Origin of the sequence: Pseudomonas saponiphila, from assembly GCF_900105185.1 — a bacterium.
GTDB lineage: Bacteria > Pseudomonadota > Gammaproteobacteria > Pseudomonadales > Pseudomonadaceae > Aquipseudomonas > Aquipseudomonas saponiphila.
In genome coordinates this window covers 918,417-937,863 of sequence record NZ_FNTJ01000002.1, presented here as the reverse complement: position 1 = coordinate 937,863, position 19,447 = coordinate 918,417, and the positions used below count along the sequence as shown (strand labels likewise).

Sequence of the window (19,447 nt, the reverse complement as noted above, 5' to 3'; positions counted from 1 at the left end):
TTTAAGGACACCCAATGAAAAAGCGCTTGTTCATCCTCAGCCAGTACCTGCTGCCTCACCACCTGCTGTCGCGCCTGGCCGGCTGCATTGCCGAGTGCCGCGTGCGCTGGTTCAAGAATGCCTTCACCCGCTGGTTCGCCAAGCAGTATCAAGTGAACATGTCCGAGGCCCAGGTCGAGGACGTGACCGCCTACGAACACTTCAACGCCTTCTTCACCCGCGCCCTGAAAGATGGCGCACGACCGCTGGACCCGACGCCGGGCGCAGTGCTCAGCCCTGCCGACGGCGCTGTCAGCCAATTGGGCCCGATCGAACATGGCCGGGTATTCCAGGCCAAGGGCCACAGCTACAGCGTGCTGGAACTGCTGGGGGGCGATCCGGCCCTGGCCCAGCCGTTCATGGGCGGCGACTTTGCCACTATCTACCTGTCGCCCAAGGACTATCACCGGGTGCACATGCCGCTGGCCGGCACCCTGCGAGAAATGGTCTATGTTCCGGGCCGGATCTTCTCGGTGAACCAGACCACTGCCGAGAACGTGCCTGAATTGTTCGCCCGCAACGAGCGCGTAGTGTGCATTTTCGACACCGAACGCGGGCCGATGGCGCTGGTACTGGTGGGTGCCATGATCGTGGCTTCGATCGAAACCGTCTGGGCCGGCCTGGTAACGCCACCCAAGCGCGAACTCAAGACCGTGCGCTATGACGAAGCTGCCCGGGCGCCGATCCATCTGGAAAAAGGCGCCGAAATGGGGCGCTTCAAGCTGGGCTCCACGGCCATCGTGCTGTTTGGCCCGGACCAGGTGCAGTGGGCAGAAGAACTGGCCGCCGGTTCGCCAGTGCGGATGGGCCAGGGCCTGGGCCTGCCCAAGGCCTGAGGCGAAGATACCGGAAAGAAAAACGCCGCTGATCAGCGGCGTTTTTTATGCACGGGGCTTTTCCACACCGCTCAGAGCTGACCGTCGCGATCGCGGAAGCCCAGCAGATACAGCACCCCATCCAGGCCCAGGGTGGAGATCGCCTGCTTGGCCGACTGCTTGACCAGCGGCTTGGCACGGAATGCCACGCCCAGGCCGGCAATACCCAGCATCGGCAGGTCGTTGGCGCCATCACCGACAGCGATGGTCTGCTCCAGGCGCAGGCCTTCCTTGTGCGCCAGCTCGCGCAGCAGATCAGCCTTGCGCTGAGCGTCGACAATCGGCTCCACCGCCACGCCGGTCACCTTGCCGTCCACCACTTCCAGCTCGTTGGCGAACACGTAGTCGATGCCCAGCTTGGCCTGCAACTGCTTGGCGAAGTAGGTGAAGCCGCCGGAAAGAATGGCGGTCTTGTAGCCCAGACGCTTGAGTTCGGCAAACAGGGTTTCGGCGCCTTCGGTCAGGCGCAATGAGGCACCGATGGAATCCAGCACGCTGACATCCAGCCCCTTGAGCAAGGCCAGGCGTTCCTTGAAGCTGGCACGAAAATCCAGCTCACCGGCCATGGCCCGCTCAGTGATTTCCGCCACCCGATCACCTACGCCTGCCGCCTTGGCCAACTCGTCGATGACCTCGGCTTCGATCAACGTCGAGTCCATGTCGAACACCGCCAGGCGGCGGTTGCGGCGGAACAGCGAATCTTCCTGGAAGGCGATGTCGACGTTCAGCTCCTGAGACACGCTGAGGAACTCGGCCCGCAGCGCTTGTGGGTCAGCGGCCTCGCCACGCACCGAGAACTCGATGCAGCCCTTGCCCTGATCCGCCGGCATATCCAGGGGCATGCGCCCGGACAGGCGATCGATATGATCGATGTTCAGACCGTACTTGGCAGTGATTGAGCTCACCCGCTGCAACTGCTCGGCGGTGACCTTGCGGGTCAGCAGGGTGACGATATGGCGTTGCTTGCCCTGGCCGTCGACCCACTGCTGGTAATCGTCTTCGGACACCGGCGTGAAACGCACCTGCTGGTCGAGCTTGTAGGCGGTGAACAGAATGTCCTTGAGCACCGAGGAGCTCTGTTCGTTGCTCGGGATTTCAACCAGGATGCCGAACGACAAGGTGTCGTGGATCACCGCCTGACCGATGTCGAGAATGTTCACACCGCCCTGGGCCAGAACGCCGGTAATGGCCGCAGTCAGACCGGGACGATCTTCGCCGGTGATGTTGATCAGGACAATTTCGCGCAAGGCGCACCCCCGAGGTGGAAAAAAAGCGCATTCTACCCACTTTCGGTGACCATCGGGCACAGCCAGCGCTTTGCCGGTCTAGGGCCTGTCGCTATACTGCGCGTCAAATTCACGGACAAAAGAGCCGAGCTCAGTGAACCGGCCCACGCCAGTCAAAACCGACAACTTCTTCCTGCTGATCTTCCGTGCACTGCGCCATCGTCGTGTGCCGATTGCATTGCGCATTGCCAGCCATAACGTGATCCTGGTCGCCCTGGCCCTGGTGATCTATGCCGGCGTGATGGGCCTGCAGTTCAAGCAAGCCATGCACGAACAGGCCGATGCCCTGGGTCAGAGCCTGACCACCCAGACCGCCACCTCGGCCACCGAGCTGCTGGTGTCCAACGACATCCTCAGCCTCAACGTCCTGCTCAACAACCTGACCAAGAACCCGCTGGTGGCCCACGCGGCGATCTACAGCGTCGACAACCGCATCCTCGCCGAGGCCGGACAGCGCCCCAAGAGCAGCCTGCTGGGCGAAACCGAGGGCGTGTACCAGACCAAGATCACCTTTCAGGACGTGACCGCCGGCAACCTGCGGATCAGCCTGGACATGGCGCAGTTCCAGCAGCCAATGACCATCAGCCTGCAGAGCATGGGCATCCTCAGCGCCATCCTGCTGGCCCTGGCGCTGGCCCTGAGCCTGCGCCTGGGTCGCCATATCTCCACCCCGTTGCTGCAACTGCGTGTTTGGCTGCGGGACTTGGATGAACACACACCGGCCACTCAGCGCCAGGACGAGATCGGCGATCTGGCGCGCCAGCTGCACGCCCGCCTGGTGCCGGAAAAGCCCGAGCCAGAGCCTCAACCTGAGCTGGAAGACGAGGCCGACGAGGCCCCCGAGCCCGGGTTCGAAGTGCGCAACCTGCGCGATCCGAGCTTTGATCAAAGCGCGCCCGTAGCCGGCCTGAAGCCTGCTCCACGGCACTTGGTCAGCGCCGAGGAGGACGAACTGGACGAGGAAGATCCGTTCGCCGAGTTGCGTGATCACTCGTCGACACCCGCGCCCAAACCGGCGCTGCAACCGCAAACGCCCGCCCAGCCTCAGCACAGCGCGGTACTCGCGGTGCAACTGGGAGCCCAGGAACAACTGCGACGCCTGCCACGGGCACGCCTGATGGAATTGCTGGAGCGCTATCGTGACTGCCTGGATCAGGCCGCCTCGCTCTACCAGAGCGAGCTGCACACCCTGAATGACGGCAGCACGCTGATGCTGTTCCACAGCGAAGACAGCGGCGACGACTACCTGACCAACGCCATCTGCTGCGGCGAACTGCTGCGCGCCCTGGGCCATGCCCTGCAGATCGAGGTGGCGGACAGCGGCATCACCCTGCAATTGCAACTAGGCCTGACGCTGGGCGAAGACCTGTTTGGCCTGAGCCAGATCGACCTGCTGCTGACCGAAAGCGCCCAGGATGCCTTGGCACTGTCCCAGCACAGCCGCAACCTGCTGCTGGTGGAACGCCAGGTCAATGACGACGCCTTGATCCGTCAGCGCGCACGCATCCGTCCTATCGCCAGCCCGGAAGGCGCCTGCTGCGTTGAACGCCTGATGGAGCCCTACCCCTCCATGCTGGAGCGGCAACTGGCGCGCATGCATGAGACGCGGGCCAGGCTGTAAGGCAGCCCCCGAACACAAAAAAGCCCGCCAAGTGCGGGCTTTTTTGTGTTCGGCGGGCGGGCAACGTGGAGCCCTTCGCTGGCAAGCCAGCTCCTACAACAGCCCCGCAAACCCGGTAGGAGCTGGCTTGCCAGCGAAAAATGCCACCAGGCCTCGCCACCCCACTGCAGAAACGACAAGGCCCGCCAATGGGCGGGCCTTGTCTTGCAGCCACTTACGTCAGAACCGGAACACTTCCATATCCGTGCGGATCGGCGTGGCCATCGGAATCTTCGGCTGTTTCCCCTGCTCCACCGGCTTGGCCACCGGTGCCGGCGGCGCCTTGCGCGGCACTTCCGCCACGGCCGGCTGGTTGGCCAGGGGCTTGAGGGCGACCGACAGTTGCTCGGCCAGACGCTGCAACAACACGCCCTGAGCCTGGACCTGGGAAGCGGTGGTGCCCGCATGCTGCTCCTGCAGGTGCACGATGCGGTTATCCCGCACCTGACCGCGCCGATCGATCAGACGCCACTGCGCATCCAGCACCGCCGGCTGCGACTTGCCCGAATCCAGGCGAGTGATCGACAGCAGAACCTGTACATCCGGGGTGAAGCCGCTGGTCGCCGGCGCCAGCACTACGCGCTGGCTGTCCAGATGGCCGGCCACCTGGCGCAACAGCAGCTGGTCGATGTCCGAAGACAGGCTGCCCGCCCAACGACCATCGGTGGAGGCTTGCAGGCTGCCATCGTCCTGGCGTTGCAGGAGGGTTTCGCGTTGCAGGTAATCGGCGATCAGCACCGGTCCCAACAATACCGACATGCCGGCACTGGCCGGCTGGGCTGGACTTCCGCTGTCCAGCTGATACAGCGACACCGGCTGGTGCACGCTGCAACCCGCCAGGCCAAGAACGCCCGCGAGCAGAAAAACAAGAGGAAGGCGCAGAGCAGTCATCATCCCATCCAGGTGGCTGCCACAAGGCTGGCCACAGTGTAAATACTCAAAAAAATTGAATAACGCCGGCAAGGCCGGCGTTTGAAAGCGCATATCATCCGTGAATATGCGCCTTGACTCCAGTGTTCCAGCATCGATCCACTGCTTAAATCCAGGATCAAACGCTCTGGCCGACACTCAACTGAGAGGCTCTACCAACAACGCGTCGACCCGCTGGAATCCGCGCGGCAGTTTGTTGCCCCGGCGCCCGCGCTCGCCCTTGTAGTGCTCAAGGTCGTCGGCCTTCAGCGACAAGGTGCGCTTGCCCGCCTGCAACACCAGGGTCGCGCCATCCGGCAACACCGCGATATCGGTGACGTACTCTTCACGGCTGGCCACCCGCTCACCGGGAATGCCGATGATCTTGTTGCCCTTGCCTTTGCCCAACTGCGGCAGGTCGCTGATCTTGAACACGAGCAGACGCCCCTCGGTGGTCACCGAGGCCAGCCAGTTCTGCTCGCGATCGGCCACTGGCCGCGGCGCCAGAACCTTGGCGTTGTTCGGCAGACTCAGCAGCGCCTTGCCCGCCTTGTTCTTGGCCTGCAGATCCTCGCCCTTGACCACGAAACCGTAGCCCGCGTCGGATGCAATCACATACAGAGCCTCGTCATCCGGCAGCAGCACGCATTCGAAGGTCGCACCTGGCGGCGGCGTCAGGCGACCGGTCAGCGGCTCGCCCTGGCCACGGGCCGATGGCAGCGTGTGGGCCGCCACCGAGTAACTGCGGCCGGTGGAATCGATAAACACCGCAAACTGGTTGGAGCGCCCGGCAGCGGCGGTCTTGTAGCCGTCACCGGCCTTGTAAGACAGACCCGTGGCGTCAATATCATGCCCCTTGGCGCAACGGACCCAGCCTTTTTCCGACAGAACGATGGTCACCGGCTCGGTGGGCATCAGCTCGTTTTCCGAGAGGGCCTTGGCTTCCGCGCGAGCGACGATCGGCGAACGACGATCGTCGCCGTAGGTTTCCGCGTCTTGCAGCAATTCGGTGCGCACCAGCTTCTTCAGCTTGGTTTCGCTGTTGAGCAGGGCTTGCAGCTTGGCCTGCTCCTTGAGCAACTCGTCCTGCTCGGCCCGCAGCTTCATCTCTTCCAGACGCGCCAGTTGCCGCAGACGGGTGTCGAGGATGTAGTCGGCCTGGATTTCGCTGAGGGCAAAACGCTCGATCAGCTTGGCCCGTGGATGCTCCTCGGTGCGGATGATGTGGATCACTTCATCCAGGTTGAGGTAGGCGATCAGCAAGCCGTCCAACAGGTGCAGGCGACGTTCGACCTTGTCCAGGCGGAACTGCAGGCGACGACGCACGGTGGCCACCCGGAACTCCAGCCACTCCACCAGCAGCGCCCGCAGGTTCTTCAACTGTGGCTTGCCGTCCAGACCGATGATGTTGATGTTGACCCGGTAGGTCGATTCCAGCTCGGTGGTGGCGAACAGGTGCTGCATCAGCTCATCGGGATCGACCCGGTTGGAGCGCGGGATGATCACGATGCGGCAGGGGTTCTCATGATCCGACTCGTCTCGCAGGTCCGCCACCATGGGCAGCTTCTTGGCCTGCATCTGCGCGGCGATCTGCTCCAGCACCTTGGCCCCGGACACCTGATGCGGCAGCGCGGTGACAATGATGTCGCCATCCTCGATCCGATACACGGCGCGCATGCGCACCGAGCCGCGGCCGCTTTCGTAGATCTTCAGCAGATCGGCGCGCGGCGTGATGATCTCCGCTTCGGTGGGGTAGTCCGGACCCTGGATATGCTCGCAGAGCTGTTCCACCGTGGCCTTGGGCTCATCCAGCAGGCGCACGCAGGCCGAAGCCACTTCCCGCAGGTTGTGCGGCGGCACATCGGTGGCCATGCCCACGGCGATACCGGTGGTGCCGTTGAGCAGGATATTCGGCAAACGCGCCGGCAATACCAGCGGCTCCTGCAGGGTGCCGTCGAAGTTCGGTCCCCAATCCGCAGTGCCCTGGCCCAGCTCGCTGAGCAGCACTTCGGAATAGCGCGACAGGCGCGCCTCGGTGTAACGCATGGCCGCGAAGGACTTGGGATCGTCCGGTGCGCCCCAGTTGCCCTGACCGTCCACCAGCGTGTAGCGGTAGCTGAACGGCTGGGCCATCAGCACCATGGCTTCGTAGCAGGCGGAGTCGCCGTGCGGGTGGAACTTGCCGAGCACGTCGCCCACGGTACGCGCGGATTTCTTGTGCTTGGAATCGGCATCCAGCCCCAGCTCACTCATGGCGTAGACGATACGCCGCTGTACCGGTTTCAGGCCGTCGCCGATGTGCGGCAGAGCACGGTCCATGATCACGTACATGGAGTAGTTGAGGTAGGCACTTTCGGTGAAGTCAGCCAGTGACCGGCGTTCTACGCCATCCAGGCTGAGATCAAGGGAGTCGCTCATGCGGGCCTCATTGGTTCGTGGTCTGGCGCAGCAGCATGGTGCCGCCGCGCTGAGTAAATTCAAGTTTCTTCAAAGCGCTCATGCCCAGTAAAACCTGGTCGCCGTCGAGCCCCGGGGCCACCAGGGCCCGGACGTCCTGAAGGACGATATCCCCCAGTTGCAGACGCTCGATGCGGGTCCGATAGCCTGTGCTGCGCCCGTTGGCGGTACTCAGGGTCACCGGCACCCCGTGCTCCAGGCCCAGGCGCTCGGCCAGCCCGGAAGGAATCGAGACTTCGGTGGCCCCGGTATCGAGCATGAATTGCACCGGCTGCCCATTGATATGGCCGCTGGCGACGAAATGCCCCTGGCCGTTACCGACCAGCGTCACTTCGATGTAACCCTCATGTTGTTGCGAGCTGACGACAGTGTTGGGGTTCTCCTGACGCGCTTCCCAGTCGGCGAAGAACCGCGTGGCCAGGAACAGCGCCGCGGCCCAGGCCATGATCAGCATCACCCGCCCGGCGCTCTTGCCCGGTTGCTGACTCATGGCTTGGCACTCCAGCCGCCTTCAGGGGCGGCAAAGCGCCAGACGATGGGACGGGACTCGCCATCGGCGCGAGCGCCGTTGTTGTTGTCCAGCCCGATCCAGGCACCCTTGGCGTCCACCACCAGAGCCTCCGCCAAACCGTAAGGCTGTGGATAACGCCGGTGTTCCAGCAGCGCCTCGGCAGCAAAGGACCAGCACAGCTCGACCTTGGCGCTCTGCGCATCCCGACGGCAGATCTGGTAGGCATTGCGCTCCAGTGTGAACAGCTTGCCGTCGAACAGCGACAGGTCGGCAAAGTCCCGGGACACCGCCTTGGCGTTGGGCACCTGCGGTGGCTGCATTTCCGAGCCGGCTTCGCTGAGCAGCACGCAACCGCCATCACAGTCCCAGGTGGTCTGCCCGCGCTTGATCAACAAAAGCCCGCGCCGCTCACGCTCTGCCGCCAGCCAGATCCGGTCCCCGGCGGGGTTCACCGCCAGGCCTTCGAACAAGGCGTTGAAATGCAGGAGCATGCCGCTGGCCCGAGCTTCTCGGACCATGATCGGCGAAATTTTCAACCAGGCCGGAGCACCCTGCGCCGGTACTTTGAGCACCGTGGCATGGGCTTCGCTGACCACATATTTGTTGCCCGCGGCGTCGCAGGAGATGCCTTCGAAATCCAGGTCGCCGCCACGCACGAAAGACGCGGCCCAGGTCCGCGACTTCAAGCCCCAGGGCAAGTCAGTGTCCGGCACCGCCGGCACTTCCAGCTTGAGGGCCTCGGCCTGCCAGACGCTGTCGCGGGTATCGAGCTTGTAGATCTGATCGTCGTCGCGGTCGGAAACCGTCCACAACTCCTGGCCGCACAGCGCCAGCCCGGACAGATTGCCACCGCGCATGCCTTCCACAGGATGCTCGGACAGCAAGGTCAGTTCGGGCGCAGGCGCGGCCGCCACCGAGGTTGCCAATAGCGCTAGGGCCAGGGCAAAGCCTCTGTGCATCAGGCCTGCACCTCGGCCAGGTTGCCCTTGGACTCCAGCCAGGACTTGCGATCACCGGCGCGTTTCTTCGCCAGCAGCATGTCCATGACTTCTGCGGTGGCTTCAACGTCGTCCAGGGTCAACTGCACCAGGCGCCGGGTGTTCGGGTCCATGGTGGTTTCACGCAGTTGCGGCGGGTTCATTTCACCCAGCCCCTTGAATCGGGTGACCTGAGGCTTGCCACGCTTCTTCTCGGCCACCAGGCGATCGAGAATGCCGTCGCGCTCGGCCTCGTCCAGGGCGTAGAAAATCTCCTTGCCCAGGTCGATGCGATACAGCGGCGGCATGGCTACATAGACGTGGCCGGCATCCACCAGCGGACGGAAATGCTGGACGAACAGGGCACACAGCAACGTAGCGATGTGCAGACCGTCGGAGTCGGCGTCGGCAAGGATGCAGATCTTGCCGTAGCGCAGTTGGCTCATGTCCTCGGCGCCCGGATCGACTCCGATGGCCACGGCGATGTTGTGCACTTCCTGGCTGGCCAGCACTTCGCTGCCGTCCACTTCCCAGGTGTTGAGGATCTTGCCACGCAACGGCAGGATCGCCTGGAATTCCTTGTCCCGCGCCTGCTTGGCCGAACCGCCGGCGGAATCACCTTCCACCAGGAACAGTTCGGAACGCATCGGGTCCTGGCCGGCGCAGTCAGCCAGCTTGCCGGGCAGTGCCGGGCCCTGGGTAATGCGCTTGCGCTCGACCTTCTTGCTGGCCTTCAGGCGGCGGCCAGCGTTGCTGATGGCCAGTTCCGCCAGTTGCATGCCCAGCTCGGGGTTGGCGTTGAGCCACAGGCTGAAGGCGTCCTTGACCACACCGGACACGAATGCCGCCGCCTCGCGGGACGACAGCCGCTCCTTGGTCTGGCCGGAAAACTGCGCGTCCTGCATCTTCATCGACAGGACGAAGGCAATGCGCTCCCAGACGTCTTCAGGAGCCAGCTTCAGGCCGCGGGGCAGCAGGTTGCGGAATTCGCAGAACTCGCGCATAGCATCCAGCAGGCCTTGGCGCAGGCCGTTGACGTGGGTACCGCCCTGGGCCGTGGGGATCAGGTTGACGTAGCTTTCCTGAACGCTGTCGCCGCCTTCGGGCAGCCACAGCAGGGCCCAGTCCACCGCTTCCTTGTTGCCTGCCAGGCTGCCGCAGAACGGCTCGTTGGGCAGGCGTTCGAATTCACTGACCGCGTCCACCAGGTAGGAACGCAGGCCATCTTCGTAATGCCACTCGACCTTCTCGCCGCTGGACTTGTCCTCGAAGCTCACCAGCAGCCCCGGGCACAGCACAGCCTTGGCCTTGAGCACGTGCTTGAGGCGGCTGACGGAGAATTTCGGCGAATCGAAGTACTTCGGGTCCGGGGCAAAGTACACGCTGGTGCCGGTGTTGCGCTTGCCGACGGTGCCGACCACTTCCAGCTCGCTGGCCTTGTAGCCGTCGGCGAAGGTCATCTGGTATTCGTTGCCGTCGCGCTTGACCCGCACCCGCACCTGGTTCGACAGGGCGTTGACCACGGAAATACCCACACCGTGCAGGCCGCCGGAGAACTGGTAGTTCTTGTTGGAGAACTTGCCACCGGCGTGGAGCTTGGTGAGGATCAGCTCGATCCCGGAGACGCCCTCTTCCGGGTGAATGTCCACGGGCATGCCGCGGCCGTCGTCGGAGACTTCCAGGGAGTGATCGGCGTGCAGGATGACCTGTATCGACTTCGCATGGCCGGCCAGGGCTTCGTCGACGCTGTTGTCGATGACTTCCTGGGCCAGGTGGTTGGGCCGCGTGGTGTCGGTGTACATGCCCGGGCGTTTGCGCACCGGGTCGAGTCCCGAGAGGACTTCGATGGCGTCTGCGTTATAAGAGCTAGCGCTGGGAGTGGCCATGGGTTCTCGTCGTTAGTCGTTCAATGAATATGGGGCGAGGCTTCACAGTGCGGTGAAGTCAATCGCCTGGTACTGATCGGCAGTGATGCCGGCAAAATTCAATATCGCCGGCAATTGTCCGGTAAAACCTTGGAAACTATGATCGCCACCGGCCTGGATGCGCAAGGCGCAGGCGCGGTAGTAACGCTCGGCGCTGCGATAGTCCAGCGTCTCGTCCCCGGTCTGCAACCACACCTGATAACGCTGCGGGTCCTGGGGTGGCGCGACTTCCAGCGCCGCCAGCGCCGCCACGTGGTCGTGGGTCAGTTCCCAGGTTTCGTCGGTGTATAGGTTCTTCTGCGTGCCCAGATAACCGTCGAACATCCGGTGCGGGCTGACAGCAGGGTTGATCAGCAGGGCTTTCAGGCCATAGCGCTCGGCAAGGTGAGTCGCATAGTAGCCGCCGAGCGAGCTGCCGACCAGCAATGGACGACCGAGTTCGGCAATCGCCTGTTCCAGCTGGCCAATGGCCTGGCGTGGATGGTGATGCAGGGCCGGTACGCGCAAGTGATCGCCCAGCCCCAACTGCTCCATGACACGCCGCAACTGGGAGGCCTTGGTCGACGCGGGAGCACTGTTGAAGCCGTGGATATAAAGGATCGAACCGGACATGCGAACTCCCTGTGCACCTGGGCAAAAGCCGCAGTTTACAGGGATGACGGCAGCTAACGAAGCCGCTTCAGTAGCCGTTGCTGCCGTAATCGATGCGAAATGCGTAGCCGTGGACCCGTTGTACACCGGTTTCCAGCCGTCCATCGGGCAGCAGGCGCAGCCAGCGATAGCCGGGCACCTGCTCTTCGACCTTGAAATCGTCGCTACCGGGTTCGAACTGGATGCAGGTGGAGGGTGAGGCCAACAGCCGCACGTCGCCACGCAGGCGGTCGATCTCCTGATGCACATGCCCCCAGAGCAAGGCGCGAACCTGGGGGAAGCGGTCGAGCACGGCGAACAGCGCCTCTGCATTGCGCAGGCCGATGGGCTCCATCCAGGCGCAATCGATGGACACCGGATGGTGGTGCAGGCAAATCAGGTGATGACGTTCAGGCGCCTCGCCCAGGGCGCGGGCCAGCAATTGCAACTGGTCGTCCTGCAAATAGCCCGGCACCGAACCGGGCACCGACGAATCCAGCAGGGTGATGCGCCAGTTGCCGATATCGATGACCGGCTCCAGTAGATCGCTGTCCCGCGTCGCCAGTTGCATGACCTGCGGCTCGTCATGATTACCGGGCAACCAGCGGCCTGGTGCCGGAATCTGCCGGGTCAACTGACGAAAGCGCTGATAGGACTCCAGCGTGCCGTCCTGGGACAGATCGCCGGTGGCCAGCATCAGGTCGATCCGCGGCTGCTGCGCCAGCACCAGGTCGATGACCCGTTGTAGGCTGTCGGCGGTGTTCATGCCCAGCAACGCACCGTTGGTGTCGGCAAACAGGTGGCTATCGGACAGTTGCACCAGCAGCACCGAGTCGTCGGCAGTCAGTGCGGATACGCTTGGCACGGCGTTCTCCCGGTGCAAGGGCACACAGCATGATGAAGACGGCAATTATGCTGGGGGAAGCGAAAAAGAGGAAACTCGGGAAGCGGACCCAGTTCACATCTAGCGCACCGCTTCGAACTCATGCCCACAGGCCAGGCAATGGCTCAGCCACTCACCCAGAAATACATTCAACTGGGCCTTCTCGTCCGGCTGGTGCATGAAGGCATTCGGATAGGGATAGATGCTGCGAAAGCGCCGGGCATGCTCGGCACTGATGACTTCCGCCATGCGCGCGTCGTGATACACCTGCACCTCCAGTTGCGGCACTGGCAGCCAGGGCAGGCTGTGCTCCTGGCGCACCTGCAAGGTGGTGGTGTAAGGGCAGGCCAGCACCACTTCCAGGGCCAGTACGCCGAGCATCTGCTCGCCCTGGGTCACGGCGATGCGCCGCGCCACAGGCTGGTTGCGCATGTCAGGCAGCAGGCGCATCAGTCGGGCGTAGTTGGCCTCGCAGGAAGCTTGCAGCCCCGCGAGATCCACCCGATAGCGGTCGCGCACCTTGTTTACGACCATAACCCCCTCACTTCAGCGCGATTGAGCGCCAGCCACTGCAAGGCAATGATGCTGGCGGCATTGCATATGCGCCCATCGCGCATGGCCTGCTGCGCATCTTCATAAGCCATCACCGAAACCCGGATGTCTTCCGCCTCTTCCTCCAGCCCGTGCAAGCCGCCGGCAGCACTGCTGTCGCATCGCCCCAGGAACAGATGAACGAATTCGGTGCTGCCCCCTGGCGATGGAAAATACTCGATCATCGGCCACAGCGCCGAGATATCCAGGCCAGCTTCCTCCTGGGCCTCACGAAGCGCCACTTCTTCCGGCTGTTCGTCCTTATCGATCAACCCGGCCACCAGTTCCACCAGCCAGGGCGTGGCGGCCTTGCCCATGGCGCCGATGCGGAACTGTTCGATCAGCACCACCTCATCGCGCTGCGGATCGTACGGCAGTACGCACACCGCATCGTGACGCAGCAGAACCTCACGATTGATTTCCCGCCCCATGCCACCGGCGAACAACTCATGACGCAGTTGCAGGCGGTCGAGCCGGTAGAAACCCTGGAAGCAGTTCTCGCGCCGGATGATCTCGACGGCACTCGGCGTGGAGTTGGCAAAGTCAGTCATAGCAATCCTCGTGTACAGCCTGTTCGTCCCGAGGATCCCCCTCGACTTCGCGCCATCCTAACGCGCCCGCCGCTGCCGATGCAGCCCCTTTAGCCTCAGCGGGATAGACGGCGAGGGGCTAAACCTAATCTAATTGCCTGTATTGAGCTTAGTGGCGAACCGACTGCCTCGCAGACAGTCGAAGCCGGTAACTTTTGCCTCCCCCTGGTTTATGAAGGACGCCCATGTCGCTTGTCAAAATCGCCTCCGTGGCCTGTATCGCCCTGACCCTGGGCGCCTGCCAAAGCCTGTTTCAGCCAAGCTACAACACCCCGCTGGAAACCAAGCGCGAGAAGTCCGAGCAACTCAAGCCCGGCTGCAGCGGTGCCGACTGCCCGCTGGTCAACCTCGACACCGTGCACTTTCCCGCCGAGCCGCAGCTGGATGCCATCGTCGAAAAACGCCTGCTGCAAATGACCAGCACCAGCCCCGACGCAGCACTGCCGCCCAGCCTGGAAGCCTACCGCGAGCAGTTCCTGCGCAGCGCGCCGGACCGCCACGGCATGTACCTGCAATCCAAGGTACGCGAGCAGCATGACGGCCTGGTGATCATCGAGCTGGCCAGCTATCTGGACACCGGCGCCGCCAACGGCACTGCAGGCCGTGGCTTCGTCAACTATTCGCGCCAGCAGCACCGGGCGCTGAACCTGGCGGACATGCTGCTGCCTGGCCAGGAAGAGATGTTCTGGAAGGCCGCACGGGTCGCCCACAACAACTGGCTGATCAGCACCCACCTGGATCGCGAAGCCGAATTCGTGAAAACCTGGCCCTTCCAGAAAACCCCGAATGTGGCACTGACCCGCAACGCCGTGACGCTCAAGTACAACCTCACCACGATCGCGCCTTCGGCCCTGGGCCAAGTCGAGCTGCAGATTCCTTATGACCGCCTCAAGGGCGTGCTCAAGCCCGAGCTGTTTCCCGGGCACTGAACGCCCGGCCCAGTAGCCACTGCAACAGCCCTGCCAGCAGCAGCGACGGCAGGGTAGCTCCGACATCCGGATACAGGTTGGCCAGCAGGTGATAGGTGCTCACCCCGCCCAGCCAGGCCAGCAGCGCGGTCCAGCGCCAGGCTGACAGCGAATCATGCCCGCAGCGTCGACGCAGGATGAAGTGATCCACCAGCACCACGCCAAACAGGGGCGCGAACACCGAGCCGATCAACAACAGGAAGTTCTGGTACTGGGCCAGCGGCGCCAGGCAGGCGATCAGGGTGCAGAGCACGCCGATGGCCAGGGCCAGGTGCTCGACCTTGAGGCGCAGCAGAATGCCACTGGAAACCGCCGCCGAATGAATGTCGGCAAAGGCGTTCTCCGACTCGTCCAGCAGGATCAGCAGCAGCGGAATCCCCAGCCCGGCCCCGGCCAGCGCCAGCAGCAAGGCATTGACTTCACCACTGGGAGCGAACGCCAGGGTGTAGGCGACGCCCAGGCTCATCAACCAGAAATTGCCAATGAAAAAGCCCAGGGCCGTGCCGCCGAACACGCTCTTGGCGCGCTTGCCGAAACGCGAGTAGTCGGCGATCAGTGGCAGCCAGGACAGGGGCATGGCAATGGCGATGTCGAAGCCTGCGGCAAACGGCATCGAACCATCCCCGGCCTGAGCCCGGAGCGCCGCCAGGTCGGCCCGGGCAAACAGGTTCCAGGTCAGCCACAGGCACGCCGCGAGCAACAGCCAGATGCCCCACTTGCGCAGGATCCGGCGGACAAAGGTCAAGGGGCCGCTGACCGCCAGCAAGGTCGCCAGGGCACCGAAAAACAGGGTCCAGAGCAACGGGTTGGCCAGCAGGCTGCCTTCACTGAAGGCCCGGGTGCCCAGGAGGCTGGCGGCATCGCGCATGACGATGATCTCGAACGAGCCCCAGCCCACCAACTGCAGCAGGTTGAGCAACGCCGGCAGACTGGCGCCACGGTGGCCCAGGCTGAGCTTGAGCGCAGCCATCGAAGACAGGCCGGTGTCGCTGCCGATCACCCCCACCGCCGCCAGCAACAGAACGCCCACCGCGGTGCCAAGAAAGATCGCCAGCAACGCATGAGCCAGCCCCAGGCCCGGCGCCAACAGCGCACCGGTCTGCAGCACCATCAAACCGATGCCGAGGGAGAACCACAGGGAAAACAGATCGCGGGCGCCAAACACGCGCTTGTCGGCCGGCACCGCAAGATTGGGAGAGTAGGTACTTGGACTGCTCAAGGTTGTTATCTCGAAGGAATAAGGTCTGTAGGAGCGGGCTTGCCGGCGAAAGCGCCACCTCGTTGAGAGCGTGGCGCCTGGTTCGCGGGCAAGCCCGCTCCTACAGAGGGGGGGGTCAGACTTTCTTGTACAACTGGCTGCCTTCCTGCTTGAAGCGCTCGGCCTGCTCCGCCAGGCCCTTGGCGACGTCCACGTCCACCGCGTCGATGCGCTGGTTGGCCGCGTACTCGCGAACTTCCTGGGTGATTTTCATCGAGCAGAATTTCGGCCCGCACATGGAGCAGAAATGCGCCACCTTGGCCGAGTCCTTGGGCAGGGTTTCATCGTGGTACGAACGGGCAGTGTCCGGGTCCAGGCCGAGGTTGAACTGGTCTTCCCAGCGGAACTCGAAACGCGCCTTGGACAGGGCGTTGTCGCGGATCTGCGCGCCGGGGTGACCTTTGGCCAGGTCGGCGGCGTGGGCGGCGATCTTGTAGGTGATGATCCCGGTCTTCACGTCATCCTTGTTCGGCAGGCCCAGGTGCTCCTTGGGCGTGACGTAGCAGAGCATGGCGCAACCGAACCAGCCGATCATCGCCGCGCCGATGCCGCTGGTGATGTGGTCGTAGCCGGGAGCGATGTCGGTGGTCAGTGGGCCCAGGGTGTAGAACGGCGCCTCGTCGCAGCACTCCAGCTGCTTGTCCATGTTCTCCTTGATCAACTGCATCGGCACGTGGCCCGGGCCTTCGATCATGCACTGCACGTCGTGCTTCCAGGCAATCTTGGTCAGTTCGCCAAGGGTTTCCAGTTCACCGAACTGGGCTTCGTCGTTGGCGTCGGCAATCGACCCCGGACGCAGGCCATCTCCCAGGGAGAAGCTGACGTCGTAGGCCTTCATGATTTCGCAGATTTCGTCGAAGTGGGTGTAGAGGAAGTTTTCCTTGTGGTGCGCCAGGCACCACTTGGCCATGATCGAACCGCCCCGTGACACGATACCGGTCACCCGCTTGGCGGTCAGCGGCACATAGCGCAGCAGCACCCCGGCGTGGATGGTGAAGTAGTCCACGCCCTGCTCGGCCTGCTCGATCAGGGTGTCGCGGAACAGCTCCCAGGTCAGGTCCTCGGCCACGCCGTTGACCTTTTCCAGGGCCTGGTAGATCGGTACGGTGCCAATCGGCACCGGCGAGTTGCGGATGATCCACTCGCGGGTTTCATGGATGTGCTTGCCGGTGGACAGGTCCATCACCGTGTCCGAGCCCCAGCGGATGCCCCAGGTCAGTTTCGCCACTTCTTCTTCGATGGAGGAACCTAGGGCGCTGTTGCCGATGTTGCCGTTGATCTTCACCAGGAAGTTGCGGCCGATGATCATCGGCTCCAGTTCGACGTGGTTGATGTTGGCCGGAATGATCGCCCGACCGCGGGCGATTTCCTCGCGGACGAACTCGGGGGTGATTTCCTTGGGGATGCTGGCGCCGAAGCTGTGGCCAGTATGTTGCTGCTGCAGCAGGCCGGCGGCGCGGGCTTCCTGCAGCTTCATGTTTTCGCGGATGGCGACGTATTCCATCTCGGCGGTGATGATGCCTTTACGGGCGTAGTGCATCTGGCTGACGTTGGCCCCGGCCTTGGCCCGGCGCGGGTTGTTGACGTGGGCAAAACGCAGCTTGGTCAGTTCCGGGTCCGCCAGGCGCTGCTGGCCGAAATTGGAACTCAGGCCGGGTAGGCGCTCAGTGTCGCCACGGTCTTCGATCCACGCCGAACGCACATCGCCCAGGCCCTTGCGCACATCGATCACCACATTCGGGTCGGTGTAGGGGCCGGAGGTGTCATACACGGTCACCGGGGCGTTGATCTCGCCACCGAAATCGGTGGGGGTCACGTCCAGGGTGATTTCACGCATGGGCACGCGGATATCCGGGCGCGAACCCTGGACATAGATTTTTTGCGAGCGGGTAAAGGGCTGAACCGACTGTTGGTCGACTTGGGCCGACTCACTGAGGTTGCTAGCGTTTTTTAATGTTGTAGTCATCACGGGCTCTCCAGACAGCATCCAGGCAGTGGATTGTTGTCGGAGCGAACCTGTAACGGACGGACGCACCCTGCCTAGGCAACTAGTGAGTGCAGTGCTTGGTACTCGAGGGGGTGTTCGATTGTCGAACAACATCCCGGACGAAGCACAAGAGGACTCGCCGGGTGACGAGAAATCTTGTTCCCTACGCAGGCGCTAACCTGATCAGGTTCAACGGGATCCGGATTATCCGATCTCAGCCTCATAGCAAGGCACCCCGACAAGAACCGCGCCAGTCTAGACAAAGCCGGGACAGAACGCCAACACCGGTGCAATAAGCAGGATGAATGGCGTAATTGCAGGATTGTTGCGGTAGGTCAGCAGCTCTACACTCCCTACTCTATGTCGAATCTTGACGCTCCATGGACCGCGCCTTAGCCTTGGCGCCTGGATTATCTCCGTAATATCAACTCTAGGGATCGCCGAATGCTGCGCAAACTCTCACTGGCTGTTGCCGTGTCTTGTGCGTCCAATGGAATGGCCTGGGCAGCAGAAGCGCCTTTGACCACCAAGACCGACCTGGTCAGCGTCTACCAGGAAGCGGTGGACAACAACGCCGATCTGGCGGCTGCCCGCGCCCAGTACGGCGCCCAGAAAGAAGTGGTGCCCCAGGCCCGCGCCGGCCTGCTGCCGAACCTCTCGGCGGGGGCGGACATCAATAACACCCGCACCAAGTTCGATGAGCCCTCCATGGCCTCGACCCGCAGCGGCAACGTCTACCAGGCGACCCTGGCCCAGCCGCTGTTCCGCGCCGACCGCTGGTTCCAGTTGCAGGCCGCCAAGGACATCAACGAGCAGGCCTCGCTGCAGCTCTCGGCCACCGAACAGAACCTGATCCTGCAAAGCGCGGAAAACTACTTCGCGGTGCTGCGCGCCCAGGACAACCTGGCCTCGACCAAGGCCGAGGAAGCCGCCTTCAAGCGTCAACTGGACCAGTCCAACGAGCGCTTCGACGTGGGCCTGTCGGACAAGACCGACGTGCTGCAATCCCAGGCCAGCTATGACACCGCCCGGGCCAACCGGATCCTTGCCCAGCGCCAGGTGGAAGACGCCTTTGAAGCCCTGATCACCCTGACCAACCGCGAGTACAACTCGATCCAGGGCATCGTCCACACCCTGCCGGTACTGGCCCCGACACCCAACGACGCCAAGGCCTGGGTCGAGACTGCCGCCAAGCAGAACCTCAACCTGCTGGCCAGCAACTACGCGGTCAGCGCCGCCGAGGAAACCCTCAAGCAGCGCAAGGCCGGGCACGCGCCGACCCTGGACGCCGTGGCGCAATACAAGAAAGGCGACAACGACGCCCTGGGTTTCAGCAACCCCAACCCGTTGACGCGCTACGGCAGCGATGTCGAGCAGCGTTCCATCGGCCTGCAACTGAACATCCCGATCTACAGCGGCGGCCTGACCAGTTCCCAGGTCCGCGAGTCCTACTCACGCCTGAGCCAGAGCGAGCAGCAGCGTGAATCCCTACGTCGCCAGGTGGTGGAGAACACCCGCAACCTGCATCGCGCGGTGAACACCGATGTCGAACAGGTCCAGGCCCGACGCCAGTCGATCATCTCCAACCAGAGCGCGGTGGAAGCCACGGAAATCGGCTACCAGGTGGGCACCCGCAATATCGTCGACGTGCTCGACGCCCAGCGCCAGCTCTACACCTCGGTGCGCAACTACAACAACAGCCGCTACGACTACATCCTCGACAACCTGCGCCTGAAACAGGCCGCCGGCACCCTCAACCCGGGAGACCTGCAGGACCTGTCGCGCTACCTCAAGGCCGACTACAACCCGGACCGCGACTTCCTCCCGCCGGACCTGGCCAAGGCCGCACAGGAGCAGCTCAAGGCTCGCCCCTGAAGCCTGAAGCCATGAAAAAGGCCACC

The 19,447-nt window shown here is 63.3% G+C and carries 16 protein-coding genes and 1 riboswitch; of the genes, 4 read left to right on the top strand and 12 right to left on the bottom strand.

The window, feature by feature from the left end; translation table 11 throughout:
- Positions 1-14: 14 nt before the first annotated feature.
- Positions 15-875 carry an archaetidylserine decarboxylase gene (gene asd / locus BLV47_RS26150; protein ID WP_092319061.1) on the top strand — a complete coding sequence of 287 codons (861 nt, stop codon included), beginning with the start codon at positions 15-17 and terminating at the stop codon, positions 873-875.
- A 71-nt stretch (positions 876-946) separates the two neighbouring features.
- Here asd and serB read toward each other — a convergent pair whose 3' ends face one another.
- Positions 947-2,161 carry a phosphoserine phosphatase SerB gene (gene serB / locus BLV47_RS26145; RefSeq protein ID WP_092319059.1) on the bottom strand — a complete coding sequence of 405 codons (1,215 nt, stop codon included), beginning with the start codon at positions 2,159-2,161 and terminating at the stop codon, positions 947-949.
- Positions 2,162-2,294: 133 nt separating this feature from the next.
- On the opposite strand from serB, the gene BLV47_RS26140 reads away from it, so the two are divergent.
- Positions 2,295-3,821, top strand: a complete 1,527-nt coding sequence (locus tag BLV47_RS26140) for an AhpA/YtjB family protein (protein ID WP_092319057.1) — start codon at positions 2,295-2,297, stop codon at positions 3,819-3,821.
- 219 nt (positions 3,822-4,040) lie between these two features.
- Here the strand turns inward: BLV47_RS26140 and BLV47_RS26135 are convergent, their stop codons facing one another.
- The 9 genes from BLV47_RS26135 to BLV47_RS26095 form a co-directional block, all read right to left on the bottom strand.
- Positions 4,041-4,751: a PqiC family protein gene (locus BLV47_RS26135; protein ID WP_092319055.1), complete on the bottom strand. Its 711-nt coding sequence runs from the start codon at positions 4,749-4,751 to the stop codon at positions 4,041-4,043.
- 177 nt (positions 4,752-4,928) lie between these two features.
- On the bottom strand, positions 4,929-7,187 hold the full coding sequence (parC, locus tag BLV47_RS26130) for a DNA topoisomerase IV subunit A (protein WP_092319053.1): 2,259 nt from the start codon (positions 7,185-7,187) through the stop codon (positions 4,929-4,931).
- Between the two features lie 7 nt (positions 7,188-7,194).
- Positions 7,195-7,716, bottom strand: coding sequence for a retropepsin-like aspartic protease family protein (locus BLV47_RS26125; RefSeq protein WP_092319051.1), 522 nt, complete (start codon positions 7,714-7,716; stop codon positions 7,195-7,197).
- A complete protein-coding gene (locus BLV47_RS26120) occupies positions 7,713-8,696 on the bottom strand; it encodes an esterase-like activity of phytase family protein (RefSeq protein ID WP_092319049.1) in 984 nt (327 codons plus the stop codon). Before BLV47_RS26120 ends, BLV47_RS26125 begins: the two co-directional genes overlap by 4 nt.
- On the bottom strand, positions 8,696-10,600 hold the full coding sequence (parE, locus tag BLV47_RS26115; RefSeq protein ID WP_092319047.1) for a DNA topoisomerase IV subunit B: 1,905 nt from the start codon (positions 10,598-10,600) through the stop codon (positions 8,696-8,698). The genes BLV47_RS26120 and parE overlap by 1 nt, the downstream gene beginning before the upstream one ends.
- Before the next feature lie 42 nt (positions 10,601-10,642).
- A complete protein-coding gene (locus BLV47_RS26110; RefSeq protein WP_092319045.1) occupies positions 10,643-11,251 on the bottom strand; it encodes a YqiA/YcfP family alpha/beta fold hydrolase in 609 nt (202 codons plus the stop codon).
- A 67-nt stretch (positions 11,252-11,318) separates the two neighbouring features.
- The gene (gene cpdA / locus BLV47_RS26105) at positions 11,319-12,134 is read right to left on the bottom strand and encodes a 3',5'-cyclic-AMP phosphodiesterase (RefSeq protein WP_092319043.1); all 816 of its coding nucleotides are present in this window, start codon (positions 12,132-12,134) and stop codon (positions 11,319-11,321) included.
- A 99-nt stretch (positions 12,135-12,233) separates the two neighbouring features.
- The gene (locus tag BLV47_RS26100) at positions 12,234-12,686 is read right to left on the bottom strand and encodes a DUF1249 domain-containing protein (protein WP_016964915.1); all 453 of its coding nucleotides are present in this window, start codon (positions 12,684-12,686) and stop codon (positions 12,234-12,236) included.
- The gene (locus tag BLV47_RS26095; RefSeq protein WP_092319041.1) at positions 12,677-13,294 is read right to left on the bottom strand and encodes an NUDIX domain-containing protein; all 618 of its coding nucleotides are present in this window, start codon (positions 13,292-13,294) and stop codon (positions 12,677-12,679) included. The genes BLV47_RS26100 and BLV47_RS26095 overlap by 10 nt, the downstream gene beginning before the upstream one ends.
- A 224-nt stretch (positions 13,295-13,518) precedes the next feature.
- Here BLV47_RS26095 and BLV47_RS26090 point away from each other — a divergent pair, with 224 nt between their 5' ends.
- A complete protein-coding gene (locus tag BLV47_RS26090; protein WP_092319039.1) occupies positions 13,519-14,262 on the top strand; it encodes an RsiV family protein in 744 nt (247 codons plus the stop codon).
- On the opposite strand, the gene cytX is transcribed toward BLV47_RS26090, so the two are convergent.
- Both cytX and thiC read right to left on the bottom strand, forming a co-directional pair.
- Positions 14,234-15,520, bottom strand: a complete 1,287-nt coding sequence (gene cytX / locus BLV47_RS26085) for a putative hydroxymethylpyrimidine transporter CytX (protein ID WP_092319037.1) — start codon at positions 15,518-15,520, stop codon at positions 14,234-14,236. The two genes, BLV47_RS26090 and cytX, sit on opposite strands and share 29 nt — an antisense overlap.
- Positions 15,521-15,635: 115 nt before the next feature.
- Positions 15,636-17,525, bottom strand: coding sequence for a phosphomethylpyrimidine synthase ThiC (thiC, locus tag BLV47_RS26080; RefSeq protein WP_092319035.1), 1,890 nt, complete (start codon positions 17,523-17,525; stop codon positions 15,636-15,638).
- Positions 17,526-17,689: 164 nt separating this feature from the next.
- Positions 17,690-17,794: riboswitch (TPP riboswitch) on the bottom strand.
- Positions 17,795-17,990: 196 nt separating this feature from the next.
- On the opposite strand from thiC, the gene BLV47_RS26075 reads away from it, so the two are divergent.
- Positions 17,991-19,421, top strand: coding sequence for a TolC family outer membrane protein (locus BLV47_RS26075; RefSeq protein ID WP_092319033.1), 1,431 nt, complete (start codon positions 17,991-17,993; stop codon positions 19,419-19,421).
- The last annotated feature ends 26 nt before the right edge of the window (positions 19,422-19,447 follow it).

Excerpts from the sequence above, each read along its gene's own strand:
- BLV47_RS26125 (WP_092319051.1), bottom strand. The coding sequence starts at position 7,716 with ATGAGTCAGCAACCGGGCAAGAGCGCCGGGCGGGTGATGCTGATCATG.
- BLV47_RS26095 (WP_092319041.1), bottom strand. The coding sequence starts at position 13,294 with ATGACTGACTTTGCCAACTCCACGCCGAGTGCCGTCGAGATCATCCGG.
- asd (WP_092319061.1), top strand. The coding sequence starts at position 15 with ATGAAAAAGCGCTTGTTCATCCTCAGCCAGTACCTGCTGCCTCACCAC.
- BLV47_RS26110 (WP_092319045.1), bottom strand. The coding sequence starts at position 11,251 with ATGTCCGGTTCGATCCTTTATATCCACGGCTTCAACAGTGCTCCCGCG.
- BLV47_RS26120 (WP_092319049.1), bottom strand. The coding sequence starts at position 8,696 with ATGCACAGAGGCTTTGCCCTGGCCCTAGCGCTATTGGCAACCTCGGTG.
- BLV47_RS26135 (WP_092319055.1), bottom strand. The coding sequence starts at position 4,751 with ATGACTGCTCTGCGCCTTCCTCTTGTTTTTCTGCTCGCGGGCGTTCTT.
- parC (WP_092319053.1), bottom strand. The coding sequence starts at position 7,187 with ATGAGCGACTCCCTTGATCTCAGCCTGGATGGCGTAGAACGCCGGTCA.
- thiC (WP_092319035.1), bottom strand. The coding sequence starts at position 17,525 with ATGACTACAACATTAAAAAACGCTAGCAACCTCAGTGAGTCGGCCCAA.
- BLV47_RS26075 (WP_092319033.1), top strand. The coding sequence starts at position 17,991 with ATGCTGCGCAAACTCTCACTGGCTGTTGCCGTGTCTTGTGCGTCCAAT.
- BLV47_RS26100 (WP_016964915.1), bottom strand. The coding sequence starts at position 12,686 with ATGGTCGTAAACAAGGTGCGCGACCGCTATCGGGTGGATCTCGCGGGG.
- parE (WP_092319047.1), bottom strand. The coding sequence starts at position 10,600 with ATGGCCACTCCCAGCGCTAGCTCTTATAACGCAGACGCCATCGAAGTC.
- BLV47_RS26090 (WP_092319039.1), top strand. The coding sequence starts at position 13,519 with ATGTCGCTTGTCAAAATCGCCTCCGTGGCCTGTATCGCCCTGACCCTG.